General features: G+C 66.4%; 20 protein-coding genes and 1 riboswitch. Of the genes, 4 read left to right on the top strand and 16 right to left on the bottom strand.

The window, feature by feature from the left end:
- Positions 1–26 precede the first annotated feature (26 nt).
- Positions 27–500 (top strand): YbaK/EbsC family protein, encoded by a 474-nt coding sequence (locus CH293_RS13855; protein WP_037108652.1) that lies wholly within the window; start codon positions 27–29, stop codon positions 498–500.
- Positions 501–530: 30 nt separating this feature from the next.
- Here CH293_RS13855 and CH293_RS13850 read toward each other — a convergent pair whose 3' ends face one another.
- Positions 531–1,040 carry a hypothetical protein gene (locus CH293_RS13850; RefSeq protein ID WP_241483715.1) on the bottom strand — a complete coding sequence of 170 codons (510 nt, stop codon included), beginning with the start codon at positions 1,038–1,040 and terminating at the stop codon, positions 531–533.
- Between the two features lie 138 nt (positions 1,041–1,178).
- Positions 1,179–2,522: an aminotransferase class V-fold PLP-dependent enzyme gene (locus CH293_RS13845; RefSeq protein WP_094720532.1), complete on the bottom strand. Its 1,344-nt coding sequence runs from the start codon at positions 2,520–2,522 to the stop codon at positions 1,179–1,181.
- 51 nt (positions 2,523–2,573) lie between these two features.
- Positions 2,574–2,689: riboswitch (SAM riboswitch) on the bottom strand.
- Positions 2,690–2,916: 227 nt separating this feature from the next.
- Here CH293_RS13845 and CH293_RS13840 point away from each other — a divergent pair.
- Both CH293_RS13840 and CH293_RS13835 read left to right on the top strand, forming a co-directional pair.
- Positions 2,917–6,915: a Pls/PosA family non-ribosomal peptide synthetase gene (locus CH293_RS13840; protein ID WP_255122854.1), complete on the top strand. Its 3,999-nt coding sequence runs from the start codon at positions 2,917–2,919 to the stop codon at positions 6,913–6,915.
- Positions 6,912–8,258, top strand: a complete 1,347-nt coding sequence (locus CH293_RS13835; RefSeq protein WP_094720530.1) for a M1 family metallopeptidase — start codon at positions 6,912–6,914, stop codon at positions 8,256–8,258. Before CH293_RS13840 ends, CH293_RS13835 begins: the two co-directional genes overlap by 4 nt.
- A 17-nt stretch (positions 8,259–8,275) precedes the next feature.
- Here CH293_RS13835 and CH293_RS13830 read toward each other — a convergent pair whose 3' ends face one another.
- From CH293_RS13830 to CH293_RS13800, 7 genes are all read right to left on the bottom strand, one after another.
- Complete coding sequence (locus tag CH293_RS13830; RefSeq protein ID WP_241483714.1) at positions 8,276–8,863, bottom strand: hypothetical protein; 588 nt, start codon at positions 8,861–8,863, stop codon at positions 8,276–8,278.
- A 20-nt stretch (positions 8,864–8,883) separates the two neighbouring features.
- Positions 8,884–10,152, bottom strand: a complete 1,269-nt coding sequence (locus tag CH293_RS13825; RefSeq protein ID WP_094720529.1) for an MFS transporter — start codon at positions 10,150–10,152, stop codon at positions 8,884–8,886.
- Positions 10,149–10,799 (bottom strand): GntR family transcriptional regulator, encoded by a 651-nt coding sequence (locus CH293_RS13820; RefSeq protein WP_094720528.1) that lies wholly within the window; start codon positions 10,797–10,799, stop codon positions 10,149–10,151. Before CH293_RS13820 ends, CH293_RS13825 begins: the two co-directional genes overlap by 4 nt.
- A gap of 36 nt (positions 10,800–10,835) precedes the next feature.
- Entirely contained in the window at positions 10,836–11,033 is a 198-nt protein-coding gene (locus CH293_RS13815; RefSeq protein WP_094720527.1) for a hypothetical protein, read from the bottom strand.
- 110 nt (positions 11,034–11,143) lie between these two features.
- Positions 11,144–11,539, bottom strand: a complete 396-nt coding sequence (locus tag CH293_RS13810) for a DUF2752 domain-containing protein (RefSeq protein ID WP_094720526.1) — start codon at positions 11,537–11,539, stop codon at positions 11,144–11,146.
- A gap of 9 nt (positions 11,540–11,548) precedes the next feature.
- Entirely contained in the window at positions 11,549–12,166 is a 618-nt protein-coding gene (locus CH293_RS13805) for a hypothetical protein (RefSeq protein ID WP_037108626.1), read from the bottom strand.
- Between the two features lie 46 nt (positions 12,167–12,212).
- Positions 12,213–12,551 (bottom strand): plastocyanin/azurin family copper-binding protein, encoded by a 339-nt coding sequence (locus CH293_RS13800; protein WP_037108624.1) that lies wholly within the window; start codon positions 12,549–12,551, stop codon positions 12,213–12,215.
- Between the two features lie 79 nt (positions 12,552–12,630).
- Here CH293_RS13800 and CH293_RS13795 point away from each other — a divergent pair, with 79 nt between their 5' ends.
- Positions 12,631–13,080: a hypothetical protein gene (locus CH293_RS13795; protein WP_019663023.1), complete on the top strand. Its 450-nt coding sequence runs from the start codon at positions 12,631–12,633 to the stop codon at positions 13,078–13,080.
- 72 nt (positions 13,081–13,152) lie between these two features.
- Here the strand turns inward: CH293_RS13795 and CH293_RS13790 are convergent, their stop codons facing one another.
- The 7 genes from CH293_RS13790 to CH293_RS13760 form a co-directional block, all read right to left on the bottom strand.
- Positions 13,153–14,319, bottom strand: a complete 1,167-nt coding sequence (locus CH293_RS13790; protein ID WP_094720525.1) for a Dyp-type peroxidase — start codon at positions 14,317–14,319, stop codon at positions 13,153–13,155.
- Complete coding sequence (locus CH293_RS13785; protein ID WP_094720524.1) at positions 14,312–14,779, bottom strand: copper chaperone PCu(A)C; 468 nt, start codon at positions 14,777–14,779, stop codon at positions 14,312–14,314. Before CH293_RS13785 ends, CH293_RS13790 begins: the two co-directional genes overlap by 8 nt.
- Positions 14,776–16,176, bottom strand: coding sequence for a PepSY domain-containing protein (locus tag CH293_RS13780; RefSeq protein ID WP_255122853.1), 1,401 nt, complete (start codon positions 16,174–16,176; stop codon positions 14,776–14,778). The genes CH293_RS13785 and CH293_RS13780 overlap by 4 nt, the downstream gene beginning before the upstream one ends.
- A gap of 90 nt (positions 16,177–16,266) precedes the next feature.
- Entirely contained in the window at positions 16,267–16,785 is a 519-nt protein-coding gene (locus CH293_RS13775; protein ID WP_255122852.1) for a hypothetical protein, read from the bottom strand.
- Between the two features lie 29 nt (positions 16,786–16,814).
- Positions 16,815–17,507 (bottom strand): (2Fe-2S)-binding protein, encoded by a 693-nt coding sequence (locus CH293_RS13770; protein WP_094720522.1) that lies wholly within the window; start codon positions 17,505–17,507, stop codon positions 16,815–16,817.
- A gap of 76 nt (positions 17,508–17,583) precedes the next feature.
- Positions 17,584–19,686 carry an FUSC family protein gene (locus tag CH293_RS13765; RefSeq protein ID WP_094720521.1) on the bottom strand — a complete coding sequence of 701 codons (2,103 nt, stop codon included), beginning with the start codon at positions 19,684–19,686 and terminating at the stop codon, positions 17,584–17,586.
- A 31-nt stretch (positions 19,687–19,717) separates the two neighbouring features.
- The gene (locus CH293_RS13760) at positions 19,718–21,004 is read right to left on the bottom strand and encodes a GAF domain-containing protein (protein WP_094720520.1); all 1,287 of its coding nucleotides are present in this window, start codon (positions 21,002–21,004) and stop codon (positions 19,718–19,720) included.
- Positions 21,005–21,023: the final 19 nt, after the last annotated feature.

Genomic DNA, 21,023 nt, shown 5'->3' with positions numbered 1-21,023 from the left:
GGGCCGAGTGGCAATACCATTGGAAGATGCCCCGGCTACTTCACCCGAACGCAGCCCACGTCGCGGACATTCTGATTTCGCGCGGACACCACGGCGTCGTCGTCACCTCGCCCGAGCCGACACCGACGGCCGAGGCCGCCGCTGAATCGTTGGGTGTCGCCGTCGGCGCGATCGTGAAGTCGCTGGTCTTCCTGCTCGACGACGACCCGGTTCTTCTGCTCGTGTCGGGTGCACACCAGGTGAACCTGGAGGCGACGGGCGCCCGCCTCGACGGAACCCTGACGCGTGCCCCACTCGACGTCGTCAAGCACGCGACCGGGCAGCCGATCGGCGGCATCGCGCCCGTCGGCCACCCCACCAACCTGCCCACCTACGTGGACGAGTCACTGGCCGAACACAAAGAGCTGTGGGCGGCGGCAGGGCATCCGAACACTGTCTTCCGGACCACCAGTGCAGAACTACTGCGCATCACCGCAGGCCTCGCGGTCGCCGTCACCTGAACACGTGACCGGGCCGCGAGGTGCCCTGAGTCAGGACGCGAGGACTCGGCTGCGACGAGCGACGCCTGCACCTTCGAGAACTGCATCCGCTGCGAAGACCACGCCGCGGTCCTCCAGCCACGGCACGACACCGTCGGCGACGCGGTCCAGATTCCGGGACGTGGGCCCGACGGGTACCAGCGTCACACCGTCGGCGACGTCGGCTGCCTTGACGTCGGCGATCAGGCCGGCCAGGCCGGACGGTGTTCCGACGTAGCGAATGGATCCGGGGACCGTGGGCGCGTCGAGGGCCGCGAACTCGCGGCGAGCCGTCCTTGCGTCGTCGGCGATGTGGATTTCGATGTCGAGGAACACGGCGACGCTGTCCGCGTCCTTGCCCACCTCGACGGCCTCGGCGCGGGCACGAGCACGTGCCTGCTGCCCTTCACGAAGGTCGGCGGCGTGGATCCGCACGACCGTCTCGGTGGGGGCTGCGTCGGTGATTTCGGTCCACTGCGACGGGTGGACGAGTGCTACGCGTACGGCTGAACTGTTCGACATGAAGGTGAAGTCCTTCTGATGCAAGCAGGGATATGACGGCTGAGGCCTAGCCCGAACGCCTACACGACCCCGAAGCGGTACGGCACAGATCGACGTAGCGATCCGACCAGAGTCCGCTCTGCGACAGAGCAATTGCTGTCATGAAGCGATGCTAACCGTTTGTGTGGCGCATGGGGATCCCACGCCTGCGGCACCGTCGACCAGATCGGGGAACGGGCGGGGATCCGGCACCGGATTCCACCATCCGCCGTCCTCCTCGTACGTCCAGGACGGGCCGTCGGTTGCGAGGGTCCGGACCGCGTCGATCAGCCTGTCGACGTCGCTTCCGGAACTGCCGAGCCCCAGGCTGGCGCGTACGGCTCCGCCTGCGTGGCCGAGCCTGGACAGCAGTGGATGAGCGCAGAACTTGCCGTCGCGCACACCGATTCCGTGCTCTGCCGACAGGTACGCGGCGATCTCGCCCGGGCCGTACCCGTCGACCTTGAATGTGACAATGCCCACAGTGTCCGGGGCGTCGCTCCAGACCGTCAGAAGGCTGACGCCGTCGATCGACGACAAGCCGTCGCGCAGACGGTCGGACAGTTCGCGCTCGTGCGAGATCGATCCTGCCGACTCGTGCAGAGCCAGCGCCTCGCATGCAGTGGCCAGTGCGACGACTCCCAGGACGTTCGGGGTTCCGGCCTCGTGACGTGCGGGCACCGGCGCCCATTCGGTCCGATCGATCGAAACCGAGCGCACGGCGCCGCCTCCGGCGAGGTACGGCTCGGCCGCGTCGAGCCAGTCCTGCTTGCCGACGAGGACGCCTGCACCGTGTGGTGCGTACAGCTTGTGGCCGGAGAACGCGAGGTAGTCGACACCCAGATCACCGATGTCGATGCGGCGATGCGGCACCAACTGCGCGCCGTCGACGAGGATGCGCGCACCGTGCGAGTGCGCGAGCTGGGCCAGTTCGCGGATCGGCAGCACCTCTCCGGTGACGTTCGACGCGCCGGTGATCGCGAGCAGCGCAGCGGGTTTCGTCTCCAGTTCGACCTCGATGCGCGCCAGCGTCTCGGCGATCGAGTCGGCGGCGACCACAACGCGACGGTCCCTCCAGGGCAACAGGTTCGCGTGGTGCTCGATGTCCAGCACCACGGTGTCACCCGGCACGCACCCGGCGAGCAAGTTCAGCGAATCCGTGGTGTTCCTGGTGAAGACGACGACCGAATCCGGTTGTGCGCCCACGAAATCGGACACCGTCACCCGAGCCTTCTCGTACGCAGCCGTGCACACACGGGATGCGTACCCGGCTCCGCGATGCACGCTCGAGTAGTACGGAAGCAACTCGGCGATCCGTGCGGTGACCTCGGCGAGCGCAGGCGCACTGGCCGCGTAGTCGAAATTGGCGTATGTGCAACTCGTTCCGTCGACCAACGGGACCTGAAGGTCAGCTCCGCTGACGGCGGCGAAAGACGCACACGAGTTGTTCAGAACAGCAGTCATGACAAATAACCCCTTGTCGATCAAGGGACCCGACGTACCTGTCGGAAATCGAGTCCGCGCTTGCTGCACCGGTTTTCCGGCGCCAGCCAGGTCGTCACCCGGAGCACCCCACCGCGGAGGAGGGTTGCCGACCAGCAAGCCGGGGCTCGATGCTGGTACTCATGACCTGAAAAGAGAATGACAAACGTGGCGAGGGATTGTCAACCTCCCAGGTAGGAAACCCTTCGACGGGGGCAAACGGGGCACTTCCTAGTAGAATCCGCGCAATGCCGAGCTACGACTTGTGTCGGAAGGGGACAGCCGAGACTGTTCACCTTCTGGACAACCGAACATGAGATAACGACGCGCGACGTTCGTTCGAATTTCGGTACCACACGAGAAGAAGGACACCCGGTTGTCTGTGCAATCACCATCGGAAACGGCCGACACCCGCAACGGGGTTCCGCCCGAGTTCCTGCGCGGTGAGCGTGCTCCACAGGAACGCACGCTCATCGACATCCTGCGGTCCACGACGTCGCAGTTTCCCGACGCACCGGCCATCGACGACGGCACTGTCTCCGTCAGCTACCGCGAACTGATCGAGGACATCGACGAAGGCGCTCAGTGGCTGGCCAGGGCCGGCGTCCGGCGCGGCGATCGCGTCGGCATCCGGATGCCGTCCGGTTCCTTCTCTCTGTACGTCGCAATTCTGTCGATCCTGAACGCAGGCGCCGCCTACGTGCCGGTCGATGCCGACGACCCCGACGAGCGGGCCGAGCTCGTCTTCGGCGAGGCCAAGGTGACCGCTGTTGTCACAGCTGGCGGTATCGCCGCAGGTACGGCCGAGAAGCAGGACACACCCGCCCCCGATGCGCTGACGACCCCGACTCCCGACGACGACGCGTGGGTCATCTTCACCTCCGGCTCCACCGGCACCCCGAAGGGTGTTGCGGTCAGTCATCGCAACGCAGCGGCGTTCGTCGACGCCGAGGCTCGGATGTTCATGCAGGACGATCCGCTGGGACCGGGCGACCGTGTCCTCGCCGGCTTGTCGGTGGCGTTCGACGCCTCGTGCGAGGAGATGTGGCTGGCGTGGCGGCACGGTGCATGCCTGGTGCCCGCTCCCCGGTCACTGGTGCGCAGTGGGTTCGACCTCGGGCCGTGGCTGGTGTCCCGCGACATCTCCGTCGTCTCGACCGTCCCGACGCTCGCTGCCCTGTGGCCTGCCGTCGCGTTGGAAGCCGTGCGACTGCTGATCTTCGGCGGCGAAGCGTGCCCGCCGGAACTGGCCGAGCGTCTTGCCGTCGACGGCCGCGAGGTGTGGAACACCTACGGACCCACCGAGGCCACCGTCGTCGCGTGCGCGTCGATCATGGATGGCAAGGGACCTGTTCGGATCGGTCTTCCTCTCGACGGGTGGGACCTGGCCGTCGTCGACGGCTCGGGCAACCCTGTTGCCGTCGGAGAAGTCGGTGAGCTGGTGATCGGCGGCGTCGGACTCGCCCGTTATCTCGATCCGGCCAAGGACGCCGAGAAGTACGCACCGATGCCGACGCTCGGATGGGACCGCGCCTACCGCAGCGGAGACCTCGTCAAGCTCGAGCTCGAAGGCTTGCTGTTCCAGGGCCGCGCCGACGATCAGATCAAGTTGGGTGGCCGACGGATCGAGCTCGGTGAGATCGACAACGCGTTGCAGGCGCTTCCCGGTGTCGGTGGTGCGGCCGCTGCCGTGCGCAAGACCGGCGCAGGCAACTCGGTGCTCGTCGGCTATCTGGCCAGCACCGATCCTCACTTCGACGTGGAGGCCGCCCGCCGGATTCTGGCCGAACAGTTGCCGTCGGCACTCGTTCCGCGGCTCGCGCTCGTCGAGGAGATGCCGACGAGGACGTCGGGCAAGGTGGACCGCAACGCCCTGCCATGGCCGTTGCCCGGCATGGGCGAGGGCTCCGATCTCGCCGGTACGGCAGGCTGGGTCGCGGAGCTGTGGACCAACATCCTCGGCGCGCAGGTCTCCGACGAGAACGCGGATTTCTTCCAGAACGGCGGCGGATCCCTGTCCGCGGCTCAGCTGGTGACGGCACTGCGCGAGCGGTTCCCGGAGATCACCGTCGCGCAGCTCTACGACCACCCTCGACTCGGGTCGCTCGCGCGCTACCTCGACGAGTTGAAGCCGCCCGTCGAGGTGGTTCCGCGGGAGGTCGAGCCGACGTCCAGGTCGGCCCAGTGGACACAGATCGCGGCCACGGTTCCACTGACGACGTTGACGGGTCTGCAGTGGGTCACCTGGCTGGGGATCCTGTTCAACGTGATGAGCTGGTTCGCCGAAGTTCCGTGGGCGCCGACGGTGTCCTGGTGGTGGATTCTCATCGCGTTCGTCGCGTTCATCACTCCGGTCGGACGCATGGCGATCTCGGTCGTCGGCTCTCGAATTCTGCTGGCCGGTCTGAAGCCCGGGGCGTATCGGCGCGGCGGCAGCGCACACATTCGTCTGTGGACCGCGACGAGGCTGACCGACGCCAGTGGCGCCTCCAACCTGTCCGGTGCGCCGTGGATGGTCTACTACGCCCGAGCGCTGGGCGCGAAGATCGGCAAGGGCGTCGACCTGCACACTCTTCCCCCGGTGACCGGGATGCTCGAGCTGGGCGACGGTTGTTCGGTCGAACCGGAAGTGGATCTCAGCGGCCACTGGATCGACGGCGACATCGTCTACATCGGCGGCATCAAGATCGGTGCGGGCGCCACCGTCGGCGCCCGGTCCACACTCCTGCCGGGCACGACCGTCGGCAAGAACGCCGTGGTGAGTGCGGGCTCGGCCGTCGTCGGCCGGGTCAAGGCGGGTCAGCTGTGGGCCGGATCGCCCGCGCAGAAGGTCGGCAAGGCCGAGCACCCGTGGCCGGAGGAGACTCCCCCGCGGGCCACGCGCTGGGTGCTCGCCTACGGCGTCGCGTCGCTCATGCTGTCCGGGATGGCGATCTTTTCCCTCGGTGTGTCGCTCGTGCTGATGGGGTGGTGGCTGCACACCGCGACGACCCTGCTGGGTGCCGTCGGGCGCGCGGCGATCATGCTTCCGGTCGCCACGCTCGTCTCGCTCGGTGTGTTCGCGCTGATCACTCTGGTGGCGGTCCGCTTGCTCGGCATCGGCCTCACCGAGGGATATCACCCGGTACGAAGCCGCATCGGATGGCAGGTGTGGGCGACCGAGCGCCTGATGGACTCGGCCCGCACGTTCCTGTTCCCGCTGTACGCGTCGCTGCTCACGCCCCACTGGCTGCGGTTGCTGGGCGCGAAGATCGGCAAGGACGTCGAGGCGTCGACGGTGCTGATGATTCCCAAGTTCACGACCGTCGCCGACGGCGCATTCCTGGCCGACGACACGATGGTCGCGAGCTACGAGCTCGGTGGCGGATGGATGCACCTGGGCGACGCGAAGGTCGGCAAGCGTGCGTTCCTCGGCAACTCCGGCATGACCGGGCCAGGACGCACCGTGCCGAAGAACGGCCTCGTCGCGGTCCTGTCGGCGACGCCGGACAAGGCGAAATCCGGATCCTCGTGGCTCGGCAGCCCGCCGGTGAGGTTGCGCCGGGCAGCGGGCCGGGCGGACTCGTCGCGCACGTTCGATCCGCCGGTGAAGCTGAAGATCGCGCGGTCTCTCGTCGAGACGTGCCGCCTGATCCCGGTGATGGTGACGTTCGGCATCGGGCTCGGTGTCCTGTTCGGACTGACAGCCATCGCCGACGCCGTGGGCTTCTGGCTGACCGCGCTGCTCAGTGGACTCGTGCTGCTGATCGCCGGAGCTGTCGCAGCCGGGGTGTCCGCCGCCGCCAAGTGGGTCTGGGTCGGCCGCATCGACAAGGTCGAGCATCCGCTGTGGAGTTCGTTCGTGTGGCGCAACGAGGTGGCCGACACGTTCGTCGAGACCGTTGCGGCACCGTGGTTCGCGCGGGCCGCCGAGGGTACTGCTGTCCTGAACGTGTGGTTGCGCTGGCTCGGCGCCGACATCGGTCGCGGAGTGTGGTGTGAGACGTACTGGCTCCCGGAGGCTGATCTCGTGACACTCGCCGACGGCGCGACCGTGAACCGAGGGTGCGTTGTGCAGACACACCTGTTCCATGATCGGATCATGTCCATGGACAGCGTCACTCTGGGACGAGGAGCAACCTTGGGACCGCACTGCGTCGCGTTGCCTGCCGCCGGTATCGGTGACGGCGCGACGGTCGGTCCTGCATCATTGGTCATGCGCGGAGACACGGTTCCCCATCACACCCGTTGGCAGGGCAACCCCATCGCTCCCTGGGCCAAGGGCGACCCTTACGCACGCATCGTGACCGCGGCCCCCCACGACGGTCGTTCCGGCGGGCTCCACTCCCCCCACGACGGTCGTTCCGGCGGGCTCCACTCCGGGGCGGGCCTATGAAATTCGGTGGCTCCAAGTTGGTGACGCCGACGTTCGACATCGACGGCGCAGACCCACCGATCGACGACTACCTGCCACAGAACGGCAACCGCGGCTACCGAGTGTCGCGGTACGAGTTGGACCTCGAGTACAAGGTCGAGAGCAACCGGCTCGCCGGTAAGGCGAAGATCACGGCGGTCACCACCGATACCGTCTCGAAGGTCGCGTTCGATCTCGGCCCGGCTCTGCGCGTGTCCAAGGTGACCGTCAACGGTTCACGGTCGGTGAAGTTCAGCCAGCATCGTGGCAAGCTCAAGATCACCCCGGCCAAGCCGGTTGCGTCGGGGGCGGCGCTGGTGGTGAACATTCAGTACAGCGGAACCCCGAAGCCCATCGACGGGTTCTGGGGCGAAGTGGGCTGGGACGAGCTCACCGAGGGTTCCATCGTCGCGAGTCAGCCGAACGGCGCGGCGTCGTGGTTTCCGTGCGACGACCACCCCGTGTCGAAGGCCAGTTACGGGATCACCATCACGACCGATTCGCCGTACTACGCCGTCGCCAACGGCACGCTGGTTCGCAAGCAGACTCGTGCCAGCCGCACCACGTGGGTGTACGAGCAGCCCGAGCCGATGGCCACCTACCTCGCCACCATCCAGATCGGCCCGTACAGCCAGCACACCATCACCGAGTCTCCCGTCCGCATGAAAGCCGTGCTGCCGCACAGGCTCAGGCCCAACTTCGAGCACGACTTCGGCCGTCAACCGCAGATGATGGAGACCTTCACCCGCCTGTACGGTCCGTATCCGTTCGCCGCGTACACCGTGGTGGTCACCGACGACGACCTCGAGATCCCCATCGAAGCGCAGGGACTGTCCATCTTCGGCGCCAATCACTGTTCCGGCACACGGTATTTCGAGCGGCTCGTGGCGCACGAGCTCGCCCACCAGTGGTTCGGCAACAGCCTCACCCTCGGCAAGTGGAAGGACATCTGGCTGCACGAGGGGTTCGCCTGTTACTCCGAGTGGATCTGGGCGGAGAACTCCGGCGGCTCGTCCGCCGCGGAGAAAGCCCGACGCGTACACACCATGCAGCGCGGACTCCCCCGGGACCTGATTCTGGGAGATCCAGGGCCCTCGAAGATGTTCGACGACCGCGTGTACAAGCGCGGCGCGTTGACGCTGCATGCGCTGCGCACCACCATCGGCGACGACAAGTTCTTCGAACTGATCCAGGAATGGACGTCGAAGTACCGCTATTCCACCGTCAGCACCGCCGATTTCACGGATCTGGCATCACGTTTCGGTGCCCCACGGTCGCTGTGGGACGCCTGGCTGGGGCAGGAACAGCTGCCTGCTCTGCCGTAGTTCTCGAACTACGGCAGTTACAGGGTCCACCACGCGACGAGCACCAACGCGGAGTACAGCACGGCCGTCGCCGCCGCACCCAGCCACGACGACGGCGGTACCGACACCGACCACCGACTGTCGTCTTCCAACCGGAGATCGAACGGAAAGGCGCTGACGCACAGCGCATCAGCTCGGGTCGGGTGTGCGAGTACGACCCCCGAGGTGTACGGGAGGCCGCGCAAGACGAGGGTGCGCTGCGCTCCGCCCACGGTGTACGTGATCGTGTTGTCGTAGATCTCGCCGGTGAACCACCCGCGGTGCACACGCCATCCCGTCGCATGAGCCAGACGCACGGTGCCACGCTCCGCCACGGACTGCTCGACGGCGTCGACGACGACCGGGTCCGCGAACCTCAGCAGGGTCCACCACCGGGCGATGCGGCGCGCACGCAGACCTACACCGACGGCGATCAGCCCGATGGCGAAGAACGGCAACAACACTGGCACCGTGGTGAGCAGCAGGATCGGGATCACGAAGGCGAGGAACACGGCGTAGCTTTCGCGCCAATCCCACACCGACAACCCGGTGACCGGAACGAGGAGCGGGACCCGCCGCGTGCTCACGAGCGGGGAGTCCGACATAGTCAGCTGATCTTAGACGCCTCGGCCGGGAGGTGGTGGGTCGAACGGGTACGAACGAACGCCCAGCAGACTGCGGCGATGACGGCACCGGCGGTGAAGATCGCTGGATAGGTCACCACACCCGGCCACGCTTCGGTCAGCGCCGACAGGATCGCTGGAACGGCGAAGCCCAGGTAGGTCAGTGAGTAGAAGACGGCAGTGAGCCCGGCCAGGTCGTCCGGTCCGGCGATCCGCTGCACCTCCTGCAGCCCGGAGACCAGGGCCATGCCGTAACCGCAACCGAGGACAGCTGCCGCGATCAACGCCGCGACGATCGTCAGCACCGAGGCAGCCCACGCGGCCAGCACCATGCCGACCACCAGAATCGTCAGTGCGACGAGTGCGCCGCGAGCGGCGTCGGGTGTGTCGATTCTGCGCCCGACCGCCTGAATCGCGAATCCGGATCCGAGTGCGATCACGGACATCAACGCGGACAACGCAATCGGATGCCCTCCGCTGTGGTCTGCCATCAGCGACGGCAGAACGGCGTAGGCGACGCTTGCCGCACCGAACACCCACGGCGCGAGCGGAACCACGACCAGCAGGAACCGCTTGTGTCCGGCGGACGGGATCTTCAGGTCGTCGACTAGTCGACGCCGATCGGCGGACGGCACTGCGGGCCGCGTCTCGGGAACCGAGATCATGCCGAGGCCGGTGACGACGCAGATCCCGACGTGCACCAGGTACGCGAGATGCGTGGGCCATGGACCCCATTGCGCGAGCACACCCGCCACGCCTGCACCGAGCGCAAATCCAGCGGTGAGGCTCATGGCAGCGCGCCTCGCGCCCGCCGACGAACCGGTCCGAGCGGACAGTTCCTTGATCCAACTGCCGCCGACGGCCATGCCGATACCGAGTGCCACTCCACTGAGCACGCGGCCGAAGAAGAGGATCGCAGCGGTGTCCGCGCCGATGGCGATGAGGATCGATCCCGCCGCGGCGACGGCCGTCGCCGGCAGCATGACCGGACGCCTGCCGAGCCGATCGGACAACGGACCGCAGACGAGCAACGCAGGAACGATGCCGATGACGTACGCGAACAGGAACGTGTCGACGGTGATCGCGGAGAACCCGTGTTCGAGCCGGTACATCACCAGTAGCGGGGTGAACTCGTTTCCGCCCCACGCGACGGCGAACATCCCGGCGGCTACGAGAATCCACCGTCCCGTCCTGGTATCGGTCGTCCGCGTCGGAGTCGTTGCTTCGGACCCCTTCACTGAATTCTCGGTCATTTCGCGCCTCCTTCGTCCAATCCGTGTGTGCGTCTCATGTGGGTGTCGACGGCCTCGCCGAAACCGTCGACGTCGGCGGCCTCGATCAAGTCCGCGAGGCGGCTGTGGTCGTCGACGATGCGGGAGATCTGATCGGGATCGCGGGCGAGCGAATGCGTCGTCATCCGCCGCTGGCGCTCGCGAAGTCCGTCGTAGAAGGCGTCGAGCAGTGGGTTGGCACCGGCTCGGACGATCAAGCGGTGGAAGTCCGCGTCGGCGGCGCTGAAGTCGGCACGCGTACCCGTCGCGGCGATCTTCCGCTGCTCGGCGAGGTTCGCGCGTAGCCGAGGCAGAAGCCGCTCGCGCAAGTGCGGCGACGCGGCGACGACTCGGACGCTGCCGGTCTCCACGAGCCACCGCGCGGACACGACGTGCTCCGCCTCGCCGGGGGCGATGGGTACGACGAGTGCGCCGCGCTTGGGATAGAGCCGCATCCACCCCTCGACCTGTAGGCGCAGAAATGCCTCGCGGACGGGAGTGCGGCTGATGTTCATTCGGCCGGCGATGTCGCCTTCGCTGACCAGTTCCCCACCGGGCAGCTCACCGGTGACGATCATCTCTTTGACCGTCACATAGGCATGCTCAGCGGCCGTGGGTTCCTTAGACACAACATAGATACTAGATGAACCGCGTTCGGCGTCGAGCTAAGGCACCCAGTACCTCGTGGCGAGGACGTCGACGATGGGGTCGTCGTCGGCTGCGTCGTCGAGAGCGTCGAGGTCGTCGCGGATCGCCGTGAAGCGTGGGTCGTCGCCCTCGGCCACCTCCGCGTCGGTGGCGCCGTCACCTGCGAGTTGATCGAGCAGCTTCGCGCGCACTCGTGCTTTCAACGAGTCGGTCATTCGTCCTCACCCTTCTTGAACACACGCCGAGCCGTCGGGATCAGCACCACCAGAGCTCCGACGAGAACTACCACGGAAAACGCTTCGAGCCACATGTGCTTCCTCTTTCCTCAAGGCGCCAGGGCGCTACCGAACGGCAGATTCCTGACCACGGTGAACAGAACTACGACAAGCGCCGAGAACAGCACTACCCACCTCGGCGGCGCATGAACGGCCCGGCCGCGAACCCACGTCGCCCACAGGAGCACTCCGAACACGAGCAGTGTCACGGCGAGCACGTTCGTCGACACGGCCGACGCGACGTCGCCGTGCACCAGGTCTCCGAACGCCCTCGTCGCACCGCACCCGGGACACCACAACCCGGTCAGCGCATGAAACGGACACGGTAGATACGTCGACGACCTCGGATCACGCACGAACAGCACGGCCCCCGCCGCAACCGTCAGTCCCGCAACCGCCGCCGGAGCAGCGGAGCGTCGTCGACGTCGCGCCCCGGTCTCGGTCATGCATCCAGACTAAGTGAGTCCCGAGTCGGCCTCGGGCTTGTCCACTGCGTGGTCGTAGTAGCCGACTACCCCGCGCACTCCGAACACCGCGAACTCGGCCTGACCGCCGGACGTGACGGCGTCGTCGACGATCCGGCGTAGGACGACGTCGACCAAGCGGTCCAGGGCGAACCATCGATCCGCGGGACCGGCCTCCTCGTGAACTGCCGACTCGTCGAAGCTACGTCCGATGGATGCGTCGAGGTCCTTCATCTCGGCGAAGATCGACGTGTCCGGGACGGTGATATCGGCTTCGTTGTCCAGCAGCACCCGCACCGCCCAGCGAATATCGTCGACATGGTTGGCGAGCCACAGACGTCGCCGATGCACGACGCCCAGAGCCGGCCACCTCTTCCTGGCTGCCTGACGGGTCTTGCCGGTGACTGCGGCGAGGTCGGCCAGGCTGGCACCGAGCCACATTGCAGTCGACGCAGCTGTCTCCGTCGCCGCGGCAGCCTCGGCGACGACGCGGGCTTCGTTCTCGATGGCCTGCCCGAGATGCACGAGCGCGTGGGTGCGACGGGACCGCTCGTCGCCGATGTCGGTCGGTTTGTCACCCGGGTCGAATAATGACAACTTTTGGTTCACACCGCAGAGAGTACGGTGTGAACCACAGGTTTACAACGGCATTTTTCTACGGCACGACGACGACGCTGCCGATCATGTCCGGATGAGGAGTGCAGTGGTAGGTGAAGGTGCCCGGTTCGGTGAACGTGTGCGAGAACGAGCCTTCCTTGGCGAGGGGGCTGCGGAAGGATCGATCGTCGGCGACGACATCGTGAGCCATCCCACCGTCGTCGAACACCCAGGTGACGGTCTCCCCCACCGAGACGGTGATGTCGGCTGGCGTGTACGCACGATCGGCCACGGTGACCTGGTTCTTCACCGGCGGCGCAGCTGTCTCCTGGGCGGGCTGGGAAGTGCATCCTGCGACGGTCAGGGCCACGATCGCTACGCCGAGCTTCAGTCTCACAGTTTCAACCGTATGGCATGTCGTGAGCTCGGGTAACATCACCGCCGTTCACTTATCGACCGAAAGGCCAGGCTTGTCCATGACGACACGACGTGCCCGTACCAGCGTTGCATCGTCGGCAACCCTGCTGTTCGCGACCGTGATGATCTTCCTCGCGACGACCTTGTTCGGCACCGCGTCCGCGCAGGCCAGGCCGGTCCAGTTCGTTCCTGCAGGCGCCATCAGCCCGACCATCGGCTTCGATCCAGCTGCGGTCATCGAGTGGCGATTGGATCAGGCGATCGTCAATCAGCCGATCTTCGTTCGCGTCGACCCGTACTTTCCAGGCCTCACCGACTTCTCGCTGAACAACTGGTGCAACTGCGCCATCAACTGGTTCAACCACACCACGCAGCAGGGCGGGGTCGCGTTCCCCGGTCCCCTGCCGTCCGGGCCGATCCGCACCGGCTCCGGTGACGTCTCGGCCTGGACCGACATTCCCGGCGGCTTCACCCTTGTCCGTGGGCAGGGCAACTGGTGGGTTCCGTAGGCGGCTCCGCCGCCACATGAGTGGAAATGTAGGCCAGGGCCTACATTTCCACTCACACAGGGCGATCTCGAACTAGAAGAGCGCCTCGCCGAGGTACCCCCCTTCCGAGGTTCCTCCGGGCATGAAGAACACCGCGGATCCGATCGGCGTCGTCCACTCGTTCAGCGCGTCGTGTTCGTCCAACCGCTGCTGCACGGGAAGAAACTGCGTGTCGATGTCGCGCTGATACGTCGCGAAGATCAACCCCGAATTGCTCGTCGAACCTCCCTCGGGTGCATCGTCGTAGTTGTACGCACGCCGGAAGAACCGCTCCCCGTCGTGCGTGTGCCGGGCACGTGCAATGTGCGACGCAGGCGAGATCACCGGGATGCCGAACCGATCGGTGGCATCGAAATCCGCCTCGTCGTGCTCGCGTTCGCCGGTCATCGGCGCTCCCGTGTCCAGCTTCCGACCGACCGCGAATTCTCTTCCGCCGCGGTCCAACTCGTCCCAGGTGTCGAGTTCGACGGAGATACGGCGCACGATCATCGACGTACTGCCGTCGTCGTTCCACACCAGGGAGTCGAAATCCGTTGCCGGATACGGGTTCACCGTGCCGTCGACCTGACCCATCAGGTTCCGCATGGTCGTACCTTCGGTCCTGGATCCGCGGGAGGACCGAAACCCTCGTTGGACCCAGCGAATCGACGCCATCGACCTGACGTTCTTGGTCAACACCCGCACCGCATGGCTCACTGCGGACGGGTCGTCGGCGCACACTTGAAGCAGAAGGTCTCCGCCGTTCCACCGATCCTCGAGTCGATCGATGCCGAACGGAGGCAACTGTCGGACGGGTGACGCCACTCCCGCCGCCGCGAACGCGCCCGGTCCGAGCCCGACGGTGACCGTCAGATTGGCCGGGTCGGCCGCGAGTTCCGGTTCGGTATCGGCCAGGGCAGGCATGCCCTGGGTGAGCCTGTCGGCGTCCGTCGTCCACAGTTTCAACACCGACACCACGTGTTCGCGTCCTGCGCCGCCCGCGAGGTCGAGCGCAACGAACGTCCCGTGCGCCTGTGGCGGAGTCGAGACACCGGCCTGATGTTTCCCGTGAAACGGAACGACTTGTCGACCGAAGACGAATTCCTCCGGCTCCCTTGTGTATCCGTACGCCACACCCGCAGCCCCCAGCGCGGCGACGCCTCCACCGAGAAGGCGTCGCCTGCTGATTCCGGGACTGCGGCGTGGTGCTGCGTCAGCCACCGTAGTTTTCCTGCGCGCCCGCGAACTCGCGGACCTGCGCAATGAACGTGGACGACGATCCGTCCTCGAACGTCAGCGTGATGTCGGTGTCTGCTCCCGGAGTCAACGGCGACGTCACGTCCATCAACATGATGTGGTCCCCGCCCGCCTGGAGCACCTTGGTTTCCTGTGCGCCGACGGCGAATCCACCTTCCTTGGGCTTCATCACCATCGTTCCGTCGGCACTGGCGACCACCTCGTGCAGTTCCATCATCGACGAGGCGGGTGACTGCGCGGAGACCACCCGGACCTGGGTGTCTCCGGTGTTCTGGATCTCCGCGAACGCGGAGGTCATTCCCGTGTCGGCAGATTTGATCCAGGCCTCGCGGATGGTGACCGACTCCGACTCCGTTGCAGGAGTATCCGAGCTACATCCGGCGAGCAGGGCGAACGATGCCAGGGCTACGAGAAGTTTTTTCATGTCGACTCCGATGTCGATGCGCGGCGCCGAAGCCCGAGCAGGGCATCGACGAGGAGGAAGACGAGGACGCTGATGCCGAGAAGCGGTACGAACCAGCCGATCACGGCAGTGATCGCAGCGAGCGGGACGAGCTGCCGGACCGGCAACCGGCGCAGCCCGCCTGCGGGCGGGGCGGATGCCGAAGGACGACGTTGCCACCACATGAGGTATCCGCGGACGATCACCGTCACCAAGGCCACGGCCAGCAGTGCCAGCGCGATCTGGTTGGCGATCCCGAACAGAATGCCCATGTGCAGCGCAATGCCCCAGGCGGCCAGCTTTGCGGCCATCGGCCACTCCGAGAACCAGTTGGTATCGACGATCGAGTTGGTATTTCCGTCGATGGCAAGGGAACTCGTGGAGAACACCCACGGCCCACGCGTCTGCGCGACGACGAAGGCTGTGTCGGCCGTAGCAGGGATGGTGACTTCCACTGCGCCGGCGAGCCCCGCCGCCCGAGCCGTTCCGATGACGGCGTCGAGGCGGCCGATTCCAGCGGACACCACGTCGGCCTCCGGCGCCATGGCCGACATGTCATGGCCTGCGTGGTCGCCGGACGGTGCCGGCGCGTCACCGCTGATCGACGAACTCACTCCCGGCGTGGCCCAGTTCAAGGAGGACCTCAGTTCGGTGATGTTCTCACCGGCGTACTTGGACCAGGTCAGTCCCGTCGCGGACAGAAACACGAGGCCGATGGCTATCCAGATACCGACACTTCCGTGCCAATTACGGTTTCTGGCGCGACCTTTCGACGATCGGTCGACCGTGAGGAGTCGTCCACCGCGTCGATACCGTCGCACCCAGAGCACGACGCCGCCGAGAGCGACGACCCACATCCAGGAGGCGGCGAGTTCACTGTAGATGCGGCCGGGTTCGCCGAGGTGAAGATGCCGGTGGAATCCGCTGATCCAGGTGCGGGCCGGCAGTGCGTTGCTGCTGCCGTACACCACCGATTCGCCGACGGATTCCGCGGTGACCGGGTCGACGAAGACTGCTCGCCGTTCGGACTCGCCGAGTGAGGGATCGGTGAACATGACCCTGGTGGTGGTGCCGGGTTCTGTTTCCGGGCGTACGGCGTCGAGGCTCAGGTCGGGCCTGACCTGGGTTGCGGCAGTTACCTGCTCGGCCACCGAGGCGGCGGGCCCAGCCGAGTCGGTGGTCAGCAGGTCGGAGTACAGGATGTTCTCCGCCGTCGGCGCGAGTGCGTAGAGACCACCGGTGAGCGCGGCGATCAGGATGAACGGTCCGACGAAGATGCCTGCGTAGAAGTGCAGGCGCATGACCAGAGAGGGACGTGGTGGTGATCGATCGGGTCGTTCCGGACCGATTTCGGGCACGACTGTGCCGGTTGTGGACATAGGTGTTCCAGTTCTGTCGGGTGTCGTAAAAGCCCGGTGATCGACGGCGCTTCACGCGCGAGGGATCACCGGGTGTGAGGAAAGGAAAGATCAAGCAGGGCAGGGAGGCCCGCGAGTTCCTGTTCCCGACGACACCAGCAGTCGGAGTACGACGTTCGGCCGGTATTCGGTGCTCTCGGTGCGAGCCCGATCCTGCACGGGCAGAACCAGACACAACACGGGGAGGATCCGGCGCAACACGGCCACGGCTCGACTGTGCCCGAGCACGGCACCACGAATGAGCAAGGCGCACAGCACCGTCGCGCATGCGTGCGCCGCCAGCATCGACGGAGTGAGCGACGAGCCGTGGTGATGCCCACTCGCCGCCGTCAGCACCGTGTGTCCGACGACTTGGCCGAGCGCGAGCACGACCGTCGTCGGGACGCGGTCCCCGAGGGCTGCGGTCAGGACGCCGAGCGCCGCACTGACGACCACGAGCAGTACGAGGGCCGATTCGCTCGGCACCATGACTCCGCCGCCCACGCCGTGCGCTGCGATGCTCAGCGCACCGGAGGCAGCACCGACGAACGCGCCGCGCACACGCGCACGAGCGTCGGGGCGGAAAGTCATGGGGACACCTTAGACGAGTACTACGCTTCCTAGTATTGCGCGGCGGCGCGGAGCCCCCGGAGCCGATCCGACGGTGTCCGGCGTGGGCAGCTGGTGCACTTGTCCGACGCTGACGTCAGGTACAACAGGCAGCACGAGCTGCGGCGCGTGAAGCGTCGGCCTCCCACGTCGACGAACCGGGGAGCGGGTAGCGGCGAGGACATTGCGGCAACGAGCTCCTGGGCATACGCGCTGCCCCGCTCTCGGTCTCCGAGGGCCGTGCCGACGTCGAGGCACCGGTTGGCTATCGAGTCCGACGTGATCGCCCAGAGCGCGTTGGTCGTCGCTCCCGACGCCGCCGCGAGAGCGTCGACGACCGCACGAAACGTGCCGGCAAGGGCACCGGGCAACTGCTCCGGCGTCACCGTGCGATCGCTCCGCACCCCGCCGAGGTAACCGTCGCCGCGCAGAAAACACCGAGAATGCTCGAGCGACGGATCGGCCGCCGTTCCCGTCACCATCGCCGTCGACACCGCCAGGAAGCCGATCGTCGAGCTGGCGGAGTACCACCACAGCGTCCCGTTGATTCGGTCGTCGGTGCAGTTCCAGCGCCTGCCTGTGTCGGCAATCCGCTCCCGCAACCAGTCCGCATCGGTCATCGCCGACGCCGGGAGATCGAACGGGCCGTGCAGGTACTCCGCGAGTCCGGGAACCCTCTCCGCAGCCTCGGTGTAGACACTCATGAGTTCCTCTCAGGAGGTCGACGACACAGCATTGCGGACCATGGCAGCGTGCGTATCGCAGTATGCACGGACGGTGTCAGACGCGTGTCAGCGCCTCACCCATGGTGCGGTTGAGGGTGCTCAGTGACCTGACGGCGCTGCGGACGGGACCGGGGGTCGTGGTGGACTTCAGCATGACGTCGGGGGCCGAGGTCTCCGTCAGCTTCTCCGGTGGGTCGACGTGTTCGCCTGCGAGTGCACGCCCGACGTCGGCGATGGTGGCTTTGGTTACCTCGGCTGCCCGGCGTAGTGCGTCGGCGGTCTCCTGTGACGGGCCGGTGTCGGGCTCGGCGTGCGAGGCGCCGACACCGGCACGGGCCAGTGCGTGGCTGGATCGGTTGCTGACGGTCATGATGCGCAGCAGCCGTTTGACGCCTTTGCGTGTGCGTGTCGTGGGCCCCATCTCGAGGGGTTTTCCGGCCGCGACGAGGTCTTTCAACGCGTTGTCGAGTTTGCGCATGTCGGCGACGAGGTCCGTCGGGCGGCCGGGCCGGACGATGGCATCGATGCCGGTGTCGATGATGGCCGTCATCTGGTCGAGGTAGTCGTCCACTTTCTCGACCATCGTCGATCTGGTTCCCGTGGAGAAGATGAAGTACGCCGACGCTATCCCGACGAGTCCGCCTGCCGCAGTTTCGTAGATTCGTAGTTCGAGCACCTCGATGCTGAAGGTGCCGAGCAGTCCGTACAGCATCGCGAGCATGACGGTGACGAAGAACGACAGCAACGCGTACGCCACCGTCACGAGGTAGAACGCGAAGAAGATGCAGACGACCAGCAGAAGCAGTTGCAGCGGTTGATTGCGACCGACCAACGCGGACAGCAGAACTCCGGCCAGGACACCTCCGATGGTACCGACGACACGATGTCCGGCACGGGAGAGGATCTCACCGCGAGTCGACGCCCCGGTGAAGACCAGGAATGCTGTCAGCACCGCCCAGTACCAGCGGTCCGGTGAAATGATTTCGCCGAGAATGGTCGCCGCACTGGTCGCGACGGCAACCTGGATCGCCGCTTTGGTGCTGGGGTTCAGTCCCGAATCGGTGTCGTCGTCCTTCTTCGGCTCTTCCTTGGGTACGGATTCGGTGTGCAGCGCATTGCTGGTGATGTGGTGAATGGCGATGTGGGCCTGCACTGCTCGCATGGCGACCGTCGTGGCGATGCCCGCCTGGGTGGACGGATCCGCTTCGTCCGCGGCTGCTGCAGCGAGGCGCCTGGCCGCACGGAGTTGGTCGTCGGACGGGTTGTTCTGCAGACACGACGAGAGGGCGGTGGTGGCCTGGACGAGCGACGAGGGCCATGAATTGGGCGGGAGCGCAGCCTGCGGGGTGACCCCAGATGGGATCGGGTCGAGGGCCCACAGCGCGCTCACGAGTTGTTCGGTGGCTATCTGCGCGTCGAAGATTCGGAGCGAGAGATCCTCGTTGGTGACGCTCAGCAGCTGCGAGGCATCGTTGCGGTCGAGCCAGTCGTCGATCATCAGCGCTGTGCTGCCGAGCCGGTCCAGCCGCTTGCGGAGCAGGTCCAGATCGCGATCGACTCTGTTCGACGCGACCTCGAGGACGTCGATCGACGCGGCTCGCAGTGCTCGAACCAGACGCCGAAGTTCCAGCCCCGGCCGCTCGGGAAGGACGAGAGTACGCACGGCGAGCGAGATCCCGACACCGAGAACGATGGACACCGCAAGGGCAGGAATCTGGCCTGGTTGAGCACGCAGGAACAGCGCGAAGAAGTAGCAGATGAACGCGACCATGCCGAGCGCAGTGCCGCGCGGACCGTACCGCCGCACCCAGACTGCAGCGAACAGCACGACGATGAACCCGACGTCGGCCACCTTCCCGAACTGGGACAGCACCGCCGACAGCGAGACTGCGACGATCGCCGGAACCACCAGCAGGACCGTCGTGATCACTCGGCTGCGTTGGTCCTTGTCCTTCACCGCCGCCGAGGACTGCATGGCGACGACAGCGCCCAGCAGCGCGACCGTCAACGGCTGGCCGACGAGATGAGACCCGGGGATCAGAATCGCCATCGCGAGGACGACGGTGATCGTCGTCGTCGCGGCTGCCCGTAGCCGGAGCCTGCCGGGGTCGGAGACTGCGAGGAACCGCAGCGTCTCCGATACGATCCGATAACCCATTCGGCCAGCTTACGGCCGTGAACGGATGGATTCAGGAGCGACGCATCCGCACCACGGCAGGCGCCGTCGAGTGCGGGAGGAGTCGGCTCGGGTCTTCCGGCAGCAGCACGTCCACGACGGCGGTCTCGTCGAACCGGTAGGGCTGCGTCTGCACGATTCCCGACATGTGCTTGCGCAGCCGGGACATCTCGGCGCGGACAGTGATGGCTCGGCCGTCGTCGCCGAACAGGTCCGCGGCCAACTGTGCTGCACTTCGGCCTTCCCTGCTCGACGCGAGGAGATACAGGATCTCGGCGTGGCGGGGAGTGGGTTCGTGCGTCCACTCCCCCACCTCGCTTCGTATCTGCACCCGCACGTGCTGGTGGTGCCGAAGATCGAGGGACACAGTCGTTCTACCGGTTTCCGACGCCTCGTCCCCGGTCGGGCGGACGAGCCACCCGCCGGGAAGCGGCTCGAAGTCGCACACCCCGAGGGTCGGCAGCCAGAACCTCCCGGCGACGACGTCCTCGGGCAGCAGTACTCGGTTGCGCAGCGCCACGGATTCGACGGCGGCGACCCATCCGTTGGCGTCGACGGCGAGTGCGGGCGCGTGCAGACGTGCGAGCATCGGCGCTGCGACCGACCGGAGTCGGTCGAGGTTCTGCCGGTGATGCTCGCGCAGTTGAGATTCCGCGAGTCGAGCAATGGCGTCGACCAACGCCAGGGTCGTCGGGTGGACGGTGTTGGCGGGCCCGCTGACGTCCACGGCCCCGATGACATGCCCGGTACGCGGGTCCTTGATCGGTGCACCTGCGCAGGTCCACGGATGGTGGCTGCGCACATAATGTTCCGCGGAGAAGATCTGCACCGCCCGCCGCGATACCAACGCGGTGCCGATCGCGTTGGTTCCGACCGAATCCTCGGCCCAGCTGGCACCCTCGACGAACCCGAGGCCGTCGGCGCGGTCGAGCACCGACGTCGACCCACTCCGCCACAGGACCCGTCCGTGTCGATCGGCGACGACGAGGATGTTGTCGCCGTCCTGTACGACGGATTCGAGTCCGCGCCCCAGGTCGTCGAGGATGTCGAACAAGCCCGATTCCCGACGGCTCAGCTCCAGATCGGACACGTCGATCTGCGGTGATGCCACGCTGCGCTGCTCGGGGTCGATGCCGAGGGTCTGCAGGCGTCGCCACGAATCACCGATCACGTCGCGGGGACGTGCGGGGGATTTGCCGCCGGCCATCGTCGCGTCGTACACGGCAGTCAGAATCTGCGCGTAGCGGCGCGGGTCCTCTCCGGCCGCCAGCGCAGGTTCCGGTCCTGTCGTCTGCGTCATCACCGACAATTGTGCTCCA

The organism is Rhodococcus sp. 14-2470-1b (assembly GCF_002259415.1).
Classification (GTDB): domain Bacteria; phylum Actinomycetota; class Actinomycetes; order Mycobacteriales; family Mycobacteriaceae; genus Rhodococcoides.
This window is presented reverse-complemented; position numbering and strand designations above follow the sequence as displayed.